This is a genomic window from Rickettsia aeschlimannii (assembly GCF_047973405.1).
Classification (GTDB): domain Bacteria; phylum Pseudomonadota; class Alphaproteobacteria; order Rickettsiales; family Rickettsiaceae; genus Rickettsia; species Rickettsia rickettsii.
In genome coordinates this window covers 142,550-159,916 of sequence record NZ_JBFQGO010000004.1, presented here as the reverse complement: position 1 = coordinate 159,916, position 17,367 = coordinate 142,550, and the positions used below count along the sequence as shown (strand labels likewise).

The window sequence follows — 17,367 nt, the reverse complement described above, 5'->3', positions numbered from 1 at the left end:
TAATAAAAACCATGAATATTAAAGATATAGGAGTAATAATTGCTAAAAAACCTTTGAAAGAAAATACATTTATTATTACGGTTTTTACTAAAAATCATGGTTTATATTCGGGAGCTGTAAAAGAATTTTCTAGAAAAAGTAAATTTATATATCAAGAAGGGAATATTGTAGATTTTCTTTGGCAGGCAAGATTACATGAACATATTGGCATGGCTAAATGTGAACTCATTAAATCTTACACCGGTTATTTTATCACAAATAAAGCTAAATTATATGCCTTTAATTCCGTTATATCTTTAATCAAAGAGTTATTTCATGAAAGAGAAAAACATTCTAAATTTTTTTCATTTCTAATTAACTATTTAAATAATTTATCAAAGAATTTTTGTTTTCGTGATTATATTAATTTTGAGCTAGCTTTACTTGCCGAGACGGGTTATAAGCTTGATCTTACCAAGTGCGGCGTGAGCCATGTTACAACTGATTTAATCTATGTATCACCTAAATCAGCTAGAGCATTATCATATGAAGTAGGAAAACCTTATAAAGATAAATTATTGATGTTACCAAGATTTTTACTTTCAGATAATAGTGAAATTACATTAGAAGAAAAACAGCAAGCTTTAGCTCTAACAAACTATTTTTTTAATAGATATTTATTTCATAACAATAGGCAGGTTGAAGCACGCCAAACTTTTATTGAATATACTTTAAATAATTTTTAGAGACTATATTTTATTTTTCTTATTTTATGATATACTTACTTAAGTAAGTATGTAATATGACTAGACTAAGCATAGATATACCAAACGAATTACATCATTTTCTTAAAGTTTACACTGCACATAAAAATGATACTATTATTTTGTAAGAGAAGCGATATATCATAAAATAGAACAGGAAAAAGAATTAAATGCAAAATCAATAAAAATATTAGAAGAATCAGCAAAAGGTTTAAATATTAATAAATATTCTTCGTATAAAGAAATGTATAAAAAGCTTAATTTTTTATTCCATGTCATTCCTGCTTTCGCGGGAATGACATAAGGGCTTTTCAAAAATTTCGGTACACTATATACATACTGGTACACATAGTGACTTATTCAAATAATAATCCATGAAAATACTAGCATTTGACACAGCCAATAATACTGCATCAGTAGCAATATCCGAAAATGAGAATATCCTTGCATGTATAGAAGAACTACGTCCTTCTATGCAAGCAGAAAATCTAATGCCGATGATAGAAGACGTGATGAAATCAGCTAAATGTTCATATGATGATTTAGATTATTTAGCGGTAACTAACGGACCAGGTAGCTTTACCGGCATTAGAATAGGACTTGCTAGTGCTAAAGGTATATTATTTTCCAAGGAGAATATTAAAGCAGTAGCGGTTAGCAATTTTGAATATGCTTATTTTAGAGCCATAACTCAAGTTAAAGATTATGATAAAATATATGTCTTTTTAAACGCTTATCGCTCACAGCTTTATATGCAAGTTTTTCATAAATCAAGAAAAATAGAAGAGCCGTTATTGATAGATTTCGAGTATGCTATAAAACTGCTTACAAATGAGAAAGGGAATATAGTTTGTTGCGGTAGCGGACTTGAATTTATATATCACCAAATTATGCATTTGCCGAATATAATAACCTTGCCACGTTTTGCACGAGTTAAAGCTTGGGTTACCTGTAGATACATTGCTAGTAGATTGTCGAGCGATATAAAATTAAACAGCTCTATCGAACCACTATACATACGCCCTCCTGATGCTAAAATCGCAATCAATTATGCCATTCCTAGTAAAAAGTAGGAATCCATTTACTAGATTTCTGTAATCAACGAAATGACATAAGAGCTTTATTATACGTATACTACATCATCTTCATAATTAAAGACTCCAAAATAATTATAAGATAATTCCACCTGATAACTTATAGTAAAATCACTATTAGAGTGTTCTACTTGATTATCTGATACTTCTATTTCATCTTCACAATCAGAGAATCCCGAATCACTATCAGATACTGCACCTGATTCTTGCTTTACACACTTCTTGTCGTGTATTAAGGCTATTATTTGCCCAACTGATGATTTCGATAAATCATGATTATCCGAGTCAATAATATCAATGATTCTTACTAGGCTTTCATCTGAGGCGTGAGAAATTATTGTTGCTCGCTTATCATTTGAAATATTACTCATGATTCTTACTAAATTTTTATTTGGAATAATATCAAAATTTTCTGCAAGTGTTTCTTCTCCTGCTAAAATAATTATATTTTCAAGCTGTTCATCAGAAATATCCTCATCTGATAATTTTTTTAGTTCCTGCTCGGTAAGCTCTTCTAAAGAAAGGGTCGTATCTATATATGTATTTAATTTATCTAATGGAATAAATTTCATTAATTTTTCAAAATGCTCCGGCAAAATATAATTAACTAATTTTTGTGCTTGTTCATCGGAAATATTATTAATTAATTCTACCAATTTTTTATATGTCATCTTTTCAAAAACTTCATCTAATTCATTTTCAGACGTGTTTAAAATTTCTTCTACTAACTCATTATCAGAAAGAGTTTCAAGTTGATCTAAGAGATTAAATGTTTCTTCAGCGTTATTATTTAAATAAGAAAAAACTTTATTACTCACAAAATTAAAAGTTTCAGCAACTTTAGAAGAAAGAACACTAGATGTATTTTTTATAATATTAAAACTCTTTACTCCAAAATCATAAACTATTTTTAATGATGAACTAAATGTACTAAAAAAACCTTTACTTTTAGGTGTGTTAGTTACTTTTTCACTACCATCAAGCTCATTTAAAATATCTGTAAATCTGATTTGAGAGATACCTAGAGTATCTGGCTGACCTTTTACTGCTTCTTGGAAGATTATTTTAGAATTTAAAAAAGGATATTTAGCTTGAGCTTCTACTATTTTTTTATTACATCTTGCACTTTTTTCGTCATACTGCTTAATTGAATTATCTAACGCTGCTAAAAAATCAGTATTTTCTTCTTGATTAGTAGTTTGCTTTGGAGAAGTTATAAACTCAAATTCATTGTTAGCAAGATAGGAGGCTGACTTTGGAGCAGTATTATGTGGGATTAAATTTTGTAACTTATTAAAAATTGATGTTATTGCCATAATTCTTCCTCATTTCTAATTATAATAATCAGCGTTGCATTATAATAGAAATTATGAGGAGGTCAAGACAAAGGCTAATAATTATTAACTTTTTATTATATTTTACTTAAAAGGGATATTCTACTAAATGTCATGCCCGCGAAAGTAGGAAGTTATTGCGTGGTTCTCACTTTTCGTCATTGCGAGGAAACTACGAAGTAATTGACGAAGCAATCTCAGGAGTTTATTATTATTTCATGAGATTGCCATGCAGTCTACGACTACTCGCAATGACGATTTAGTAGTATCCATGCAACAACGCCACAGTACTTGTATGATAATGTAGCCAATTTTTGAAGTTCAACGAGTATATTATAATTGTCTTTGTTCTTGAATTAGCTCAAAAACTTCAACTGTGTCTCCTTCTCTAATATCTTCGTAATTTTCAAATGCTATACCACATTCATATCCTTCTCTAACTTCTTTAACTTCATCTTTAAAGCGTTTTAAAGTTTTGAGTTTTCCTTCATGAATGACTACATTATCACGTAATAAGCGTACGCCCGCTCCTTTCTTAATAATTCCTTTAGTTACATAGCTACCGGCGATTTTGCCGACTTTGATAATATTAAATATTTGTCTAATTTCTGCGCTTCCGATATACTGCTCTCTAACGATCGGATCAAGCATACCGCTCATAATGGCTTTTATATCATCAATTAAATGATATATTATACTATAATATCGAATATCGACTTTTTCTTTTTCTGCGGCAGTTAAGGCATTTGCCCCTGCTCTAACGTTAAAGCCAACAATAATAGCCGAAGAAGCATGTGCAAGAGATACATCGGATTCCGTTATCGACCCTACGCCGCTATGAAGTATACGAAGCTTTATCTCATCACTCGGTAACTTTAATAAGCTACCTGAAATAGCTTCAACCGACCCTTGAACATCACCCTTAATAATTAAAGGTAATTCCTTAATTTTACTATTACCGGAAGCTTTTAAAAACAAATCTTCTAAACTTGAACGCGGTGCAATAGATATTTTTTTTTCTTTAGCAAGACGCATTCTATATTCGGCTATATCTTTTGCTTGTTTCTCATTTTGTACTATGTTAAATTTATCGCCGGCAAAAGGCACTTCATTTAAACCCTGAATTTCTACAGGAACAGACGGAGTTGCTTCTACTATTTCTAGTCCCTTATCATTAGTCATCTTTTTAACTTTACCATAAGAAGTACCAGCTATTATAATGTCACTGTTTCTTAAAGTACCTCGCTGAACTAATATAGTGGTTAGCGTTCCTCTTCCTTGTTCAATTTTTGACTCGATTACAACACCGGCAGCTGAACCGAAAGGATTTGCCTTTAAATCCTGCATTTCTGCAATTAATAAAATTGCTTCTTCAAGTTTATCTAAGTTAATTTTCTTTAGTGCCGAGATAGGAATAACCATAACGTCACCACCTGCATCTTCGCCGATAATTTCGTGGACATATAATTCGTTCTTTACACGCTCAATATCAATATCAGGCTTATCAATCTTATTAATAGCTACAATTATAGGAACGCCCGCTGCTTTCGCATGATTAATTGCCTCAACAGTTTGCGTTTTGATTCCATCATCTGCTGCGACCACTATAATAACTATATCCGTTACTTTAGCACCTCTTGACCGCATTTCCGAAAAAGCTTCATGCCCCGGAGTATCAATAAAAGTAATTGCTCTACCGTCTGCAAGAGTTACTCTATAAGCTCCAATATGTTGTGTAATTCCGCCTAGCTCACTTGCAGCAATATCTGTAGACTTAAGAGCGTCAAGCAATGAGGTTTTACCATGATCGACATGACCCATTACCGTCACAACCGGAGCACGCGTTCTTAAATCCTCAACCTTATCATCACTAATTAAAACATTTTCAACATCTGACTCTTGGACTCTTTTTACCGTATGCCCTAAATTTGTTGCAACTAGTTCTGCCGTATCGGCATCTATTGTTTGGCTAGCATTTGCAAGAATACCGAGTTTCATTAATTCTTTAATTACATCAGCCACTCTTTCAGACATAGCGTTTGCAAGATCGCCGACTCCGATAACTTCTGGGATCGTCACTTCTCTATATACTTTCTCAGGTGCTTGTGATACTAATTTACGCTTTTCTTTTTCTCTAGCTCTTTTTATAGAAGCAAGACTTCTAGTTCTACCGCTGCCGCTTTCGTCGTCGCTACTAAGCATATTAAAAAGATCGGCTTTTTTGAATTTTTTTGGCTCTTCTAACTTAATTTTTGGTGCGACTATTTTACTATCTGCTGTTTTATCTAATTCTTTCTCTGATTCTATACCGTAACGTGTTCGCATTCCTACTAAAGGAGACTTTACAAAAGCTTCTTCTTTCTTTTTAGGTATTTGTGACGGTATATCTTCATCATCTACGATTTTAGCACTAACTTCTACTTTATTTTCTTCGGTATTTTGCTGTTTTTGTTCAACTTCTTTATCAGTTTCTAGCGGTTCTATTTTTGAGTTAGCAGACTGGTTAATACTTGCAAGTTTACTTAAAGTGCTTATTTTTGAAGGGTCATTTAATTTAGATTGCTCAGCAGCTTTTTTAAGAATAGATAAACGTCTGTTAAATTCTTCCTTATTAGCATCAATAACAGTTTGATCTAAGCTATTCCTTCCTTTATTTAATGAAAGGGTAGTAGCACTACCAGTAGAGCTTTTTCTAACTTCTACTAGCGTTTTAGATTTAGCATTAACAAAGCTCTGAGCTCCTGTAAGAGAGTTAAAAGACTTATTAAGCGATAATTTTGAATTGCCAAGTGTCAACTTTTTGGGTTTGATTTCCTGGTTATCCGTCATATTTAAAACCTTTGTGTTTCTGTTTTTTCCGTCTACTACTTGATTATGTCATTCCTAGCTAAAAGCGGCGTTGCTCGCATGGCTCGTGTATGTCATTCCCGAGAAAGCGGGAATCCACTAAAATCTATAAAAAACTTGTTTTTACAGGTTTATTTTATCAAGGACGCCCTAAAATTACTAAGCTATTTATTCTGGATGCCTGCTTTCGCAGGAATGACATACACCCTACATTCAACCCACTAACTATCCTTCAATTCACCATGCTGTCTAGCAGTTTTAATCAGCAATTTAATATTTTCGTCCGTTATATTAGAATTTGGAGCTAAATTTTTAAATTCATTTACGCTCATCTCTCCTAAATCTTCTATGGTCTTTATACCATATTCAGCAAATTTTAATATTAATTCAAGCGATAATTCTAATATATCTATTAATTCTTGCTCAACTCCTAGATCCTCTAGCTTTTTGATAATCTTTTCATTCTTAAGGTCGACGTAATTAATAGCTCGATTTTTAATCTCTACAGCAAGTTCTTCCTCAAAGCCTTCGATTCTTGTTAAAGTACTAATCTCACTACTAGCAATTTGTTCTACTGAATTAAATCCCGTTACCGATAAAAGCTGACCTATAACTTCTTCAACATCTAAAGCTTCCATAAATAATTCCGTAGAAGTTAAGAACTCTTCATTTCTTCTTTTTGATTCTTGCTCTTCGGTCATTATATCGATATTCCAACCTGTAAGCTGAGAAGCTAACCGAACATTCTGCCCTCTTCTACCTATTGCAATACTTTGATTTTCTTGCGAAACTACTACTTCTACCTTATGCCTATCCTCATCAATCAAAATTTTTGTGATTTCCCCAGGTGCAAGCGGTGCAAGAGCATTAACTATAAACTGTGCAAGATCATTACTCCATAATACTATATCAATTTTCTCTCCGTTTAATTCATTTGTTACAGCTTTTACTCTATTACCTCTAATACCTACGCATGAGCCTACGGGATCTATACTACTATCGGAAGCAAATACCGCTATTTTTGCTTTTGAACCGGGATCACGTGCTACTGATTTTATTTGAATAATAGCTTCAAGAATTTCAGGTACTTCTAGCTTAAATAGTTTAACTAGCATCTGGTTATCTACTCTAGACAAGAAAATCTGCGGTCCTTTTGTTTCTTGCCTTACATCCTGTACATATGCTTTTATACGATCATTAGGTTTAAAATTCTCACCCTTAATTAATTGATCTTTTTTTATTATTGCTTCAGCACGACTCAAGTCAACTATTATATCACCGTATTCTATTCTCTTAACTATCCCGTTTATAATTTCGCCTTTTCTATCTTTAAAGTCATGATATTGTTTTTCACGTTCAGCTTCTATAACACGTTGAGTTATAACTTGTTTTGCAGCTTGAGCCGATACTCTAGCATGATCAATCGGCGGTAAATATTCATATATCTCATCACCGATTTTAGCTTCTGGATTCTTTATTAAAGCTTCTTCAAGTGAGATTTGCGTTAAGTAATCTTCTACATCTTCTACTATTTTTAAGGTCCTTAAAAGATTTATCTCACCGGTTTTCCTATTTATCTGAGCTTTAATATTATATTCATTACCGTATTTTTTCCGTCCTGCTGCTTGTACCGCTTGTTCAACCGTTGAAATCAAAATTTCTTTTGATATTCCTTTCTCACGGGCTACAGAGTCTATAATTTGTAAAATTTCTACATTACCTATATTAGACATACATTATCTCTTATTGCTTTAGCAATTTTTTAAATACTTCTTCAGTTAAAACTAGATTAGCATTTTTAATTAAATCATAATCAATTAGTACTTCTTGTTCTTCACATTTTAAATATATTTTATTATTTTCGGCTTTAATTATTTTACCCTGATAACGAGTTTTGTCGTTCAATAATTCTTTAAGTTTGATTTTAACTTCTCTTTCTAAAAATCTATTATAATTTTCAAACTTTACTAACGGACGTTCAAGACCGCTTGATGCTACCTCTAAAGAATATGCAGCTTCTATTAAATCTTCAATATCTAGAATAGCGGAGATAGTCCTACTTGCTTTAGTACAATCTTCCACAGATATTCTTTCGCCGTTTAAGCTATCAATCAATATCTCGACTACTTTAGGATTAACACCTTTAAACTTAACAAGAACTAACTCAAACCCCATATCCGTCAAGGATTCTTCTATTACGTTTGTTATTTGTTGTTCAATAGTTTGCATATTTGATATTTATAACAAAAAAGGTGGGATAAACCCACCTATCTATAATTTTTATAATGCTTATCCGTAATAAAAATATACTAATTAGAATATATAAGCAATATTTAACTTTATATTTTTGTAAAACTACATATTCATAAATGGGCAAATACTCGATAATCCCTCTTGTCCGCTTAGAGATGGATCATAGTCTCCTCCTGATGAACAAAATGCTTCTACATGAATCTGAGTATACATAACCCCCATTTTCGCTTCTAATATATGCCGCACATGATCGTTAAAAGAATGAGGACCACAAATTTCATCAGTTTCACCTTTTAAAATGCCTAATAAAAATTCTTCAGCTATTCACCGGTATGATAATGTATCACTGTTTTTATTTCTAGTAGAGTGAATAATGTGCATAACGGCGGGAAACTTAACATTTTCTTCATTTGTTATACTATTAATTCTAGAAATAGAATGGCTTTCTCCCGACCCGCCGCTGATAAGAGCGAGATCTTTATTATTTTCTATATCTGATTCAATATATGAAGGGTGTACTTTTACCAGCTGATTTTCAGAATCAAATAGATAATTTGTTACAGTTCCATTAGGATTTTTCTTTATTAAGCATTCATAATAATGACCTTCTTCATCATGACCGGTTTTTATAACTGTAAATTCACTGTATTTTTCTCCTACTTTAACAGTAATAATTTGCCCATGTTTGTGCGGTATTACTTTTTGTTCATTTTGTCTATAAAATTTTATTTTTGCCATATTTTTATCAGCACTTTCTATTTCGATTTTTATTTTATGACTTTCAAAACTCTCTATATTATACTTTGCTTTTAATTCATCATATTGCTTCTTTTCAGCACTTACAAAATGCTTTCCTATTATATTTAATATTTCCGTTACCAGCTTGTTACCATCATCTACATTTGATATAAGCTCTTCAGCAACAGGTTGATATAACGCTGAAGGAATATTACGCCCTACATGTATACCAACAATTTTTGATACCGCCCTTTTAAATTTATGATCATTCTCTAATGCTGATTGGATCACTTCTAAAAGATCTATTTCATCTGTTTCGCTATATGAACTTAAAAACTTTAGAATACTACTGCCGGTAAGATTTAAAAAATTTTTCATTGCATTTGGCTGTATTCCTTTCTCAGGTTTTTTAGTATTAAAACTATTACTATTAAAAAATTCATTTACCACTGCTTCATATCTAGTTGCTAAATTTCCATAAAAATTTAAAGATTTAGTAATATCAAAATTCTTAAATAGCTCATCAGCTTTTCTTATTTCTCTCACTATAGTTGTTCCAGACATGATTACTCCTTTTTTAATAATATAACTTTTACTATAATATGCATTTAAAATACATATTATAGTAACTAGACTTATATAGACGTTTTTTTATATATTCAAGGTAAAAATAAATAAAATTTTTATGCAGTTAACAAGTTTTACCGACTACGGGTTACGTAGCCTTATATATCTTGCTTCAAAACCGGAAAGAATTTGTAGTGTAAAAGAGATATCAGAATACTATAATATTTCCCTTAATCATTTGATAAAAGTGATTCATAGATTAGCACAATTAGGATATATTAATAGTAGTAAAGGAAAAGGAGGAGGAATTAAGCTAGCATTTAGCCCTTCTTCCATGAAGTTGGGAGATATAATAGAAAAATTAGAACCTAATATGGATATAGTAGAATGTTTCAATAAAAATACTAATAGCTGCAGAATTACAAATTCATGCCAATTTAAACATTTTATTAAAGAAGCAAGTGAAGCATTTATAAAAACATTGAATAATTATACATTAGAAGATGCAATGATTACTAAAACAATTCAAATTAAGGATAAACTATAGAAAAATAACCGTTTTTCTTTTTCCGCATATTAAAAACTCTTGATTCCCCTTAGCTCCCAGTATTGGACTTGCTATTATACCGAATATTTTAAAATTATGCTCTTTCTCAAGCCAATCTTTGATTTTATCGCATACTTTTTGATGTAAGAGAGGATTTTTAATAATTCCTCCCTGCTCTACTTCATGCTTTTCGACCTCAAACTGCGGTTTTATTAAAGCAATAAGCATGCAATCTTCTTTAACTAAATTTAGTGCAGTCGGTAATATAGTAGTTAAACTAATAAAGCTGGCATCACAAACAATTAAATCAGGCTTCGTTATTATTTGTTTATCGGTCAAATATCGTGCATTAGTCTTCTCAAGCACCTTAATGTGTGGATTGTCGCGTAATTTAGGATGAAGTTCGCCATAACCGACATCTACGGCAAAAATTAATGTTGCTTTACGCTCAAGTAACACTTCTGTAAAACCGCCGGTGCTACTACCGATGTCAATACAAACTAAATTTTCGGGATCAATTTTAAAATAATCCAAAGCGGCAATTAATTTTAATGCCCCTCTTGAAACATAATTATGCTTCGGTAGCTTTACCTTAATGTCGGTGTTATTTATATTAACCTGTATCCCAGACTTAATTAATTGCTCATGCTTATTATGTACTTTACCTTGGATAATCAAGCTTCGTGCTATGGTAATATCTGTTACAAAACCTTTTTGCAGCAAATATTCATCAAGCCTTATTTTAGTCATTACTTGTTTAAATTTGAATTTAACTTATGTTATAAGGGCTCATGAGATAGAAAATATACAATTTGTCTAATTGAAAGTTACAGTTTCAATTAGACATAATATATTTGAGCCATACAATAATGCTGCAACTGAAGGGAGCATGGTAATCTAGAAAAACATTCAAACCCTAACCAATATATGTCTTTTCTTACCGGCAGAGAGCTTTATAACATTTTTATCGAGTAAGAAATTAGTGTTAATTATCATATTTTCATCTTCGACTAATCTATCATTTATCTTAGCACCATTCCCTCTTATAAGCTTGCGTGCTTCCGATTTAGAAGTAGCAAGCCCTGCTTCATGAAATAATTCATATGCACTAATACCTACTTGTAATACTTCCTGCTCTAAAACAACGGTAGGTAAATTCTCATCAATTTGTCCTTCTTCAAATATCTTTACTGCAGTTTCTAGAGCTGATTTTGCTGCCTGCTCCGAGTGACAAAGCTTAGTTAGCTCATAAGCAAGCTGTTTTTTAGCTGCATTAATATCTTCTGCCGCTAAACTCTCAAACCTATTAAGCTCTTCTTGAGTGAACTCGCTATATAATTTGGCAAATCTAACTATGTCGGCATCTTCGCAGTTACGCCAATATTGGTAATAATCATACGGGCTTAGCAAATCTTCATTAAGCCATACCGCTCCCGCAGCAGTCTTGCCCATCTTAGCACCGGAACTAGTCGTAAGTAGCGGTGTCGTCATACCGAATACTTCTTTGCCGCTTATTTTACGAATTAAATCTACTCCCATTACGATATTGCCCCACTGATCACTACCGCCAAGCTGCAAGCTGCAATTGTAATACTTGTTTAAATAGTAAAAATCATAGGCTTGCAATAACATATAGTTAAATTCTAAGAAGCTTAAATGCTGCTCACGCTCAAGCCTTAGTTTTACCGAATCCATAGTCAGCATACGGTTTACCGAGAAATAGCTACCGAAATCCCGTAGAAAATCTAGATAATTGAACGAATCTAACCACTCTGCGTTATCCAGCATAATAGCATCACTTTTACCGTCACCGAATTTGATAAACTTCGACAAAGATTTTTTAATACCTTCGGCATTTTTAGCTATATCTTCTTTGCTTAAAATTTTGCGCACTTCGTCTTTCCAAGTAGGATCACCGATTTTACTCGTACCGCCGCCGATAATTACAATAGGCTTATGCCCGTGCTGCTGAAGCAATCGCAGAATCATTATCTGCATTAAACTACCGATGTGGAGTGATGTAGCAGTACAGTCAAAGCCTATATACGCAGCTATTTTTGTTTCTTTCGTTATAGCAGTTAACCGCCCCAAATCGGTACATTGATGAAAATATCCTTTATTTATAAATTCTTCTATAAAACGCATAATATATTATTTCTTATTTTTTAAAAATTCCTTTTTTGCTTTTCTGCTAGGAAATAAAGTGTTAAGGAAAATAGCATCTTTATCACCTCTTATATAAAGTACTGCATATACTTGTGCAATCATTCGAACATATAAAATTTTTTGACCTTTATATTTCTCTTGATTATGATGTAATTTAATATCTAATAAATTACCATCAGCAATCGACTGTATTATTTCTTCAAAGCCTATACCACGCTCATGCAATAACTTAACGTTCTTTTCATGATTATATCTATACTTGGTCATAATATTTAGAGTTTAGTAGCGTCTGAATGAATTAGCATATTAAGATAGGTCTGATAAGGCAAACCATGCTTAGAAGCTTTAATTTTTATTGCTTCTATGTCATGTTCTGCAATCCTAATAGTAACAGATCTTTTTTTACTAAGATGTGCTTTTGCAAATTTTTGAAGCAAAGCTATTTCACTTCTATCATCAATTTTTTGCTGCTTTTCAAAATTATCTTCAATATCTTGTTCGCAAGAATCTAGTTTGATACTCATAATACAACCATTTTCAATGTTATATTTATTATAAAGAATGTGTAAGTACTTTGTCAATACTTGATATATTAGATTATCATGCGAATAGTTGTAAATCTGTACATTGGATTTTGTGAAAGAAATTTAATCTATTTTTTAGTTCTCTTTGCATCATAAGAAGTAAAATATAAATCAAAACAGGTAATAAAGCAAATTTAAGCAAAAGTGTAAAATTAAATAATATTGTTGAATTTTTTATTATAGGAAAAGTTTTATAAAAAAGAATAACAGAATGAAACTAATAATTATACCTATAGTTTTTTGAGCATTATTTAAGATCAAATCAGTATTTAAAACAAATATATACGATACCATAACCCAATAAAGTTCCTATTGGTAATAAAAGCAGTAAGGGAAAAGGACTTTCTTTACATAAAAAGAAACATATACCTATCACAAAAGCCAATATACAATAATAAGATTTAGCACTATTTTCCCATCTACTTATTTGTGCTTGCATAAAATTACTTCTATAAACTAAAACAATTAACACTCCAAAAATCATACCGCCTATAACATCATATATACTATGTACTCCAAGATATAGGCGTGAAAGCATAATATTAATAATCATTGTGATAGATATTATTTTTAACGTTTTTGAATTAAATGATAAAAATATTATCATAAAGAAAACAGTAGCCACCTGTACATCTCCACTAGGGAAACCAAATGATCCATCATTAATAGGTAACATATGTAATATACTAGGCGGACGAGGAATAGAAAAAGCCTTTTTAATAATAACATTCAATAATGTTGCAAATGATATAAGCCAGCCTAAATCCAAAAATAATCTCTTTCTTGGATTTAACCAGTAAGCAATCGCAATAATTGTAATGTAAAAATAATCACTAGCGAAAAAGGGAAATATTTTAAACCAACTAGTTAACATTTCACTTCTAAAATTCAATATACATTCAGGATTTATTTTAAATAACATCATTACATATAATATTTTTTAGAATAGTATAGACATAACCACATATGAGATAGACGGTCAATGATAGAATATGGTTGTTAGGTATTGTAGTAAAAAATTTATTTTTTAAGAAATAATTAATATTCTCTCTTGACATACGACAGTCTATTAGTGCGTAATGCACTTAAGACAAAAAAGGAACTATCAATAACGCATTATAATATTCAGTCTATTTAAATACAGTTTCTAATAACATATCATCTGAAAAAGTAGTAAATAATTCGACTACATATGCAGGAGTAAAAGTGTCTGAAGCAACATTTGAGTATTTTGCTAACGCTACAGCTCATTTTGCAAATGCTATAGAAACTGCTGTAGGTTGTGCAACGTCTGCTGCTACAGCAAGCCGGTTACGGTTATAAAGTACTTGGTAGTGCTTTTATGAGTGCTTGTGCTTATGAAGTAATAGCCGGTAAAGTAATGACAGGACAAACTTTTGGATGGACTATGCCTACATTTGTAAAAGCAGTAATATCAACGGCTGCATGGAGATTTTATGCTCATCCTACAATTGCTATGAGGATTTGTGTTGGAGCAGCTCTTGCATATTCGCCGGAGAACACATTTGAGTTATTAAAAAATACGACTTATACAGGAATAGAAGCAGCAAAATTTGCTTATGAAAATACAGCAGGGATAGAGTAAACGGATAGCCGGCTTAGCTCATCTTGTGTATGATAACTTACCCAAGCTACAGCAAAACTCCTCAAGTGGATCTAACCAGTAGCATAGAAATTTCATGGGTAGATGCTGTTGCATAAATCTCTAAAATAGCCAATAACTAAAAAAGCTGATTATGTCATTCCTGCAAACCAGAGACGTTGTTGCATAAATCGGCGTCATTCCCGCAAGACATTGTTGCGTGAATCAGTAAAACCCACTGTGTCATACCGTGGTTTGACCACGGTATCCCAAAAAATAACTTAAAACACTGGTGGTTCCCGCTACTGCAGGAAAACATTGCCTGCGTAGATCGATTCCACCATTGTCACCCTGTAGCCTGTACCTGCTGGGTCCAGTTAAAAATACTAGTATTTTTTTATCATATTTATGGATCCCGTGGTCAAGCCACGATATAACAACAGGAAATCGATCCACACAGGCAATGCCCCACGGGAATGACACAGAATAAAAACTGTCCGGTTACCTTACTGATATCTGTTATATTTTATAATAATAAAATTTTATTTCGTTGTTTTTAAATGCATCTTTTTTATTCCTAAAACCCTTTTTCAAAGAGCTACAGGAAAAATTAATATTACCGGCTTGAACCGTGTCCGGTCCTTCATTTTTTATTTTCTCTATATCCTTACTACTTGGTACTACAACGGCAATATGCCCTGCTCTTTTTGGATTAGCATTTTTATATACGGATACAACAAAATATCCTTGATTAGCAAATTTTTGTGCTTGAATAAAACTATCATTATGATTTCCTGCTTTAACAAAATTCCATCCGTTCTTTATTCCGTCTGTTTCCAAGCTACTCAGCTTGCTTATTTGATAAAGTAGGTATAAATTCTTTATCGCTTTCAGTATGAGGAAGTAAAGACTGATTTGGAAGCCCCAAGGCTGCACTAGCAGCATACGCAAAACAACTACAATGAGTCAAACGCTTTAACTTAGAAGAGTTATATTTTTCTGTTTCTTCTAATAAATTTTCTCCTGACTTACAATTTATTACATTACCTTTCTGCCACTTTTCCTCAACATTTAAAGAGTTAATTACCGCTAAATTTTTTTAGCACTTTCTGATATATTGTCTGCTTGTGCAGTCATATTAATCCAAAGTTAAGTAAATTATGATTAATTTTATTTTATTCATTTTTTTCTCATATCAATTTATGAACCTCTATATACAATATATAATATAATAATTCAATTATTAATTGTAATTTTTTATATTTTATTATTCAGAGAAACATAAGAACATTCTATGTTTCTTGACAAATGCTATGCTTTTATATATGCTTCTTCGTATGTTAGCAACAAGAAATAAGGCTTAGAATAAGTACTGCAAACTTAGCACCCGTAGCTCAATTGGATAGAGTATATGACTACGGATCATAAGGTTAGGGGTTCGACTCCTCTCGGGTGCGCCATTCTTCAATTTCTTTCACTTTTATGAATAAATCAAACGACGGACGCAGCATAAAATCAAGCTTTTCAGGTTTAAGTATTAGGTTAGCAAAAACTAAAGGTGGTAGAAAAACGATGCGGGCAGCATTATATATGGCAGCTGTTACGTCTGTAAGATATAACTCTGCAGTTAAACCTTGTTATAAAAGACTTGTAGAAAAAGGAAAAGCCAAAAAGTTAGCTCTTATCTTGACTTCTTAAACACAATTACCTATGTAAAGGATAAAGAACTTAAAGGCTTAGTTAAATGCCGTAAGCTGGAACGTGCTATATTTTGAGCAAGGTGGATTTAGCTTTACCAAATGAGATTTAAGCAAGAAAGAAACACATTTATTCCTGGGAAATAAAGATTTTTCTTCTATATAGAGTTATCTCCCAGTTGAGATATTTCTTTTTGACTGATCGTTTAAAGCTTTCCGTTGTACCATACTATTACCTTTAGTGCTTGCTCTTATGTTAACCATTCCTGTTGGAATGACACTTCCAATATTTAAAGCCTTCTGTAGTATTTTTCTAGGTATGTGACTAAATCCTATATCATGTTTTTTACTGTTTTCTAAGTTTTTCTCTAAACTAACCAGATGACTAGAGCCGACACTTGCAATTACATTATATCCTTTACCACGAATCTCATTAATTACGCTCGTCATATATTGTTCACGATTCTCATTATAAAGCGTTGTATCTTTTAAGTGTTCTAGATTTTTACCTTCTAAACTGATAATTTTAATTTTATTTTCTTTAGCTACCTCATATAAAAGAGCATCTTGTAATATAGATGTATTTTCTAGTTCTGCAGGTAGTTTTATAGGAGTATCAGGATTTTTTTCATTATATTCTAATATAGTTGTTATTTTAATTACGTCTTTCATACCGAGATTTTCGCCATATTGCTTACGTTCAATAGCTATTACCGTATTTTTATTAATAGTACCTGCTTGAATTTCAGCGATTAGTGCTTTAGTGTTATTAGTATGATCAGTTAAATGATTATGTTCTGCTCTAATTTCTACTGAGCCTGTTTTTGCAGCTGCTTTTGTATCAATTGCTTTAAAATCTATATTTGCCCCTTCCCTATCAAACTTATTCAGTAACTCTTTATTATCATTTACAGCCGCTAAACGCTTGGTTCAATTATATTTTCCATTTACATTTAGCTCTTCTTGTAATAATAAATTAGTAAGGTTTTCTTTTTCGACGCGAGTAAGATTACTAAACTTCAAGTTTTTGACTAGATCAAAAAGTATGGGCATCACCTCATCAAAGTTGCTTACTTTAAGTTTTTTACTTAACTGCTTCTTAACAATGCTATTAAGTGCCTAATCTTCGCTATCACTTAGCGTTAACTCTTCATTCTCACTGGCACTATGTTTGCGTTTATTTGTATTTATGCT

17 protein-coding genes, 1 tRNA gene and 1 pseudogene are annotated in these 17,367 nt (G+C 31.9%); 6 read left to right on the top strand and 13 right to left on the bottom strand.

The window, feature by feature from the left end; translation table 11 throughout:
- Positions 1-11: 11 nt before the first annotated feature.
- A complete protein-coding gene (gene recO, locus AB4K15_RS04400) occupies positions 12-725 on the top strand; it encodes a DNA repair protein RecO (RefSeq protein ID WP_032074321.1) in 714 nt (237 codons plus the stop codon).
- Between the two features lie 159 nt (positions 726-884).
- Here recO and AB4K15_RS04395 read toward each other — a convergent pair whose 3' ends face one another.
- Entirely contained in the window at positions 885-1,022 is a 138-nt protein-coding gene (locus tag AB4K15_RS04395) for a hypothetical protein (protein WP_500224551.1), read from the bottom strand.
- 95 nt (positions 1,023-1,117) lie between these two features.
- On the opposite strand from AB4K15_RS04395, the gene tsaB reads away from it, so the two are divergent.
- On the top strand, positions 1,118-1,816 hold the full coding sequence (gene tsaB / locus AB4K15_RS04390) for a tRNA (adenosine(37)-N6)-threonylcarbamoyltransferase complex dimerization subunit type 1 TsaB (protein ID WP_032074285.1): 699 nt from the start codon (positions 1,118-1,120) through the stop codon (positions 1,814-1,816).
- 50 nt (positions 1,817-1,866) lie between these two features.
- On the opposite strand, the gene srfC is transcribed toward tsaB, so the two are convergent.
- The 5 genes from srfC to AB4K15_RS04365 all read right to left on the bottom strand — a co-directional run bounded on the left by srfC (position 1,867) and on the right by AB4K15_RS04365 (position 9,573).
- Positions 1,867-3,153 carry an SrfC family effector protein gene (gene srfC / locus AB4K15_RS04385; RefSeq protein ID WP_032074284.1) on the bottom strand — a complete coding sequence of 429 codons (1,287 nt, stop codon included), beginning with the start codon at positions 3,151-3,153 and terminating at the stop codon, positions 1,867-1,869.
- Positions 3,154-3,504: 351 nt separating this feature from the next.
- Entirely contained in the window at positions 3,505-6,000 is a 2,496-nt protein-coding gene (gene infB / locus AB4K15_RS04380) for a translation initiation factor IF-2 (RefSeq protein WP_032074283.1), read from the bottom strand.
- Positions 6,001-6,239: 239 nt separating this feature from the next.
- Positions 6,240-7,751 (bottom strand): transcription termination factor NusA, encoded by a 1,512-nt coding sequence (nusA, locus tag AB4K15_RS04375; protein ID WP_032074282.1) that lies wholly within the window; start codon positions 7,749-7,751, stop codon positions 6,240-6,242.
- Positions 7,752-7,761: 10 nt separating this feature from the next.
- Positions 7,762-8,247 carry a ribosome maturation factor RimP gene (gene rimP / locus AB4K15_RS04370; RefSeq protein ID WP_032074281.1) on the bottom strand — a complete coding sequence of 162 codons (486 nt, stop codon included), beginning with the start codon at positions 8,245-8,247 and terminating at the stop codon, positions 7,762-7,764.
- 348 nt (positions 8,248-8,595) lie between these two features.
- Positions 8,596-9,573 (bottom strand): ferredoxin reductase domain-containing protein, encoded by a 978-nt coding sequence (locus AB4K15_RS04365; RefSeq protein WP_500225706.1) that lies wholly within the window; start codon positions 9,571-9,573, stop codon positions 8,596-8,598.
- A gap of 121 nt (positions 9,574-9,694) precedes the next feature.
- Here AB4K15_RS04365 and AB4K15_RS04360 point away from each other — a divergent pair, with 121 nt between their 5' ends.
- Positions 9,695-10,123, top strand: a complete 429-nt coding sequence (locus tag AB4K15_RS04360) for an Rrf2 family transcriptional regulator (RefSeq protein ID WP_032074279.1) — start codon at positions 9,695-9,697, stop codon at positions 10,121-10,123.
- Here AB4K15_RS04360 and AB4K15_RS04355 read toward each other — a convergent pair.
- The 5 genes from AB4K15_RS04355 to AB4K15_RS04335 form a co-directional block, all read right to left on the bottom strand.
- On the bottom strand, positions 10,118-10,873 hold the full coding sequence (locus AB4K15_RS04355; protein WP_032074278.1) for a TlyA family RNA methyltransferase: 756 nt from the start codon (positions 10,871-10,873) through the stop codon (positions 10,118-10,120). The two genes, AB4K15_RS04360 and AB4K15_RS04355, sit on opposite strands and share 6 nt — an antisense overlap.
- Before the next feature lie 159 nt (positions 10,874-11,032).
- Positions 11,033-12,268, bottom strand: coding sequence for a tyrosine--tRNA ligase (tyrS, locus tag AB4K15_RS04350; RefSeq protein ID WP_500224560.1), 1,236 nt, complete (start codon positions 12,266-12,268; stop codon positions 11,033-11,035).
- A 6-nt stretch (positions 12,269-12,274) separates the two neighbouring features.
- Positions 12,275-12,556 (bottom strand): hypothetical protein, encoded by a 282-nt coding sequence (locus tag AB4K15_RS04345; RefSeq protein ID WP_032074276.1) that lies wholly within the window; start codon positions 12,554-12,556, stop codon positions 12,275-12,277.
- A 5-nt stretch (positions 12,557-12,561) separates the two neighbouring features.
- Positions 12,562-12,813, bottom strand: coding sequence for a CopG family antitoxin (locus AB4K15_RS04340; protein ID WP_032074275.1), 252 nt, complete (start codon positions 12,811-12,813; stop codon positions 12,562-12,564).
- A 322-nt stretch (positions 12,814-13,135) separates the two neighbouring features.
- Positions 13,136-13,798 (bottom strand): phosphatase PAP2 family protein, encoded by a 663-nt coding sequence (locus AB4K15_RS04335; protein WP_500224563.1) that lies wholly within the window; start codon positions 13,796-13,798, stop codon positions 13,136-13,138.
- A 483-nt stretch (positions 13,799-14,281) separates the two neighbouring features.
- Between AB4K15_RS04335 and AB4K15_RS04330 the strand changes: the two are divergent.
- Positions 14,282-14,595, top strand: a pseudogene (locus AB4K15_RS04330) (hypothetical protein).
- A gap of 400 nt (positions 14,596-14,995) precedes the next feature.
- On the opposite strand, the gene AB4K15_RS04325 reads toward AB4K15_RS04330, so the two are convergent.
- Positions 14,996-15,421 (bottom strand): hypothetical protein, encoded by a 426-nt coding sequence (locus AB4K15_RS04325; protein ID WP_500225705.1) that lies wholly within the window; start codon positions 15,419-15,421, stop codon positions 14,996-14,998.
- A 438-nt stretch (positions 15,422-15,859) separates the two neighbouring features.
- Between AB4K15_RS04325 and AB4K15_RS04320 the strand changes: the two genes are divergently transcribed.
- Both AB4K15_RS04320 and AB4K15_RS04315 read left to right on the top strand, forming a co-directional pair.
- Positions 15,860-15,936 (top strand) — tRNA-Arg (locus AB4K15_RS04320).
- 22 nt (positions 15,937-15,958) lie between these two features.
- Positions 15,959-16,174: a transposase gene (locus AB4K15_RS04315; protein ID WP_032074274.1), complete on the top strand. Its 216-nt coding sequence runs from the start codon at positions 15,959-15,961 to the stop codon at positions 16,172-16,174.
- Positions 16,175-16,341: 167 nt separating this feature from the next.
- Here the strand turns inward: AB4K15_RS04315 and AB4K15_RS04310 are convergent, their stop codons facing one another.
- Positions 16,342-16,845 carry a hypothetical protein gene (locus AB4K15_RS04310; protein WP_032074273.1) on the bottom strand — a complete coding sequence of 168 codons (504 nt, stop codon included), beginning with the start codon at positions 16,843-16,845 and terminating at the stop codon, positions 16,342-16,344.
- Positions 16,846-17,367 lie beyond the last annotated feature (522 nt).

Coding starts and splice junctions, on each gene's coding strand:
- nusA (WP_032074282.1), bottom strand. CDS start 7,751: ATGTCTAATATAGGTAATGTAGAAATTTTACAAATTATAGACTCTGTA.
- AB4K15_RS04340 (WP_032074275.1), bottom strand. CDS start 12,813: ATGAGTATCAAACTAGATTCTTGCGAACAAGATATTGAAGATAATTTT.
- AB4K15_RS04335 (WP_500224563.1), bottom strand. CDS start 13,798: ATGATGTTATTTAAAATAAATCCTGAATGTATATTGAATTTTAGAAGT.
- rimP (WP_032074281.1), bottom strand. CDS start 8,247: ATGCAAACTATTGAACAACAAATAACAAACGTAATAGAAGAATCCTTG.
- tyrS (WP_500224560.1), bottom strand. CDS start 12,268: ATGCGTTTTATAGAAGAATTTATAAATAAAGGATATTTTCATCAATGT.
- recO (WP_032074321.1), top strand. CDS start 12: ATGAATATTAAAGATATAGGAGTAATAATTGCTAAAAAACCTTTGAAA.
- srfC (WP_032074284.1), bottom strand. CDS start 3,153: ATGGCAATAACATCAATTTTTAATAAGTTACAAAATTTAATCCCACAT.
- AB4K15_RS04310 (WP_032074273.1), bottom strand. CDS start 16,845: ATGAAAGACGTAATTAAAATAACAACTATATTAGAATATAATGAAAAA.
- AB4K15_RS04355 (WP_032074278.1), bottom strand. CDS start 10,873: ATGACTAAAATAAGGCTTGATGAATATTTGCTGCAAAAAGGTTTTGTA.
- AB4K15_RS04360 (WP_032074279.1), top strand. CDS start 9,695: ATGCAGTTAACAAGTTTTACCGACTACGGGTTACGTAGCCTTATATAT.
- AB4K15_RS04345 (WP_032074276.1), bottom strand. CDS start 12,556: ATGACCAAGTATAGATATAATCATGAAAAGAACGTTAAGTTATTGCAT.
- infB (WP_032074283.1), bottom strand. CDS start 6,000: ATGACGGATAACCAGGAAATCAAACCCAAAAAGTTGACACTTGGCAAT.
- AB4K15_RS04325 (WP_500225705.1), bottom strand. CDS start 15,421: ATGCTGCTAGTGCAGCCTTGGGGCTTCCAAATCAGTCTTTACTTCCTC.
- AB4K15_RS04365 (WP_500225706.1), bottom strand. CDS start 9,573: ATGTCTGGAACAACTATAGTGAGAGAAATAAGAAAAGCTGATGAGCTA.
- AB4K15_RS04315 (WP_032074274.1), top strand. CDS start 15,959: ATGAATAAATCAAACGACGGACGCAGCATAAAATCAAGCTTTTCAGGT.
- tsaB (WP_032074285.1), top strand. CDS start 1,118: ATGAAAATACTAGCATTTGACACAGCCAATAATACTGCATCAGTAGCA.
- AB4K15_RS04395 (WP_500224551.1), bottom strand. CDS start 1,022: ATGACATGGAATAAAAAATTAAGCTTTTTATACATTTCTTTATACGAA.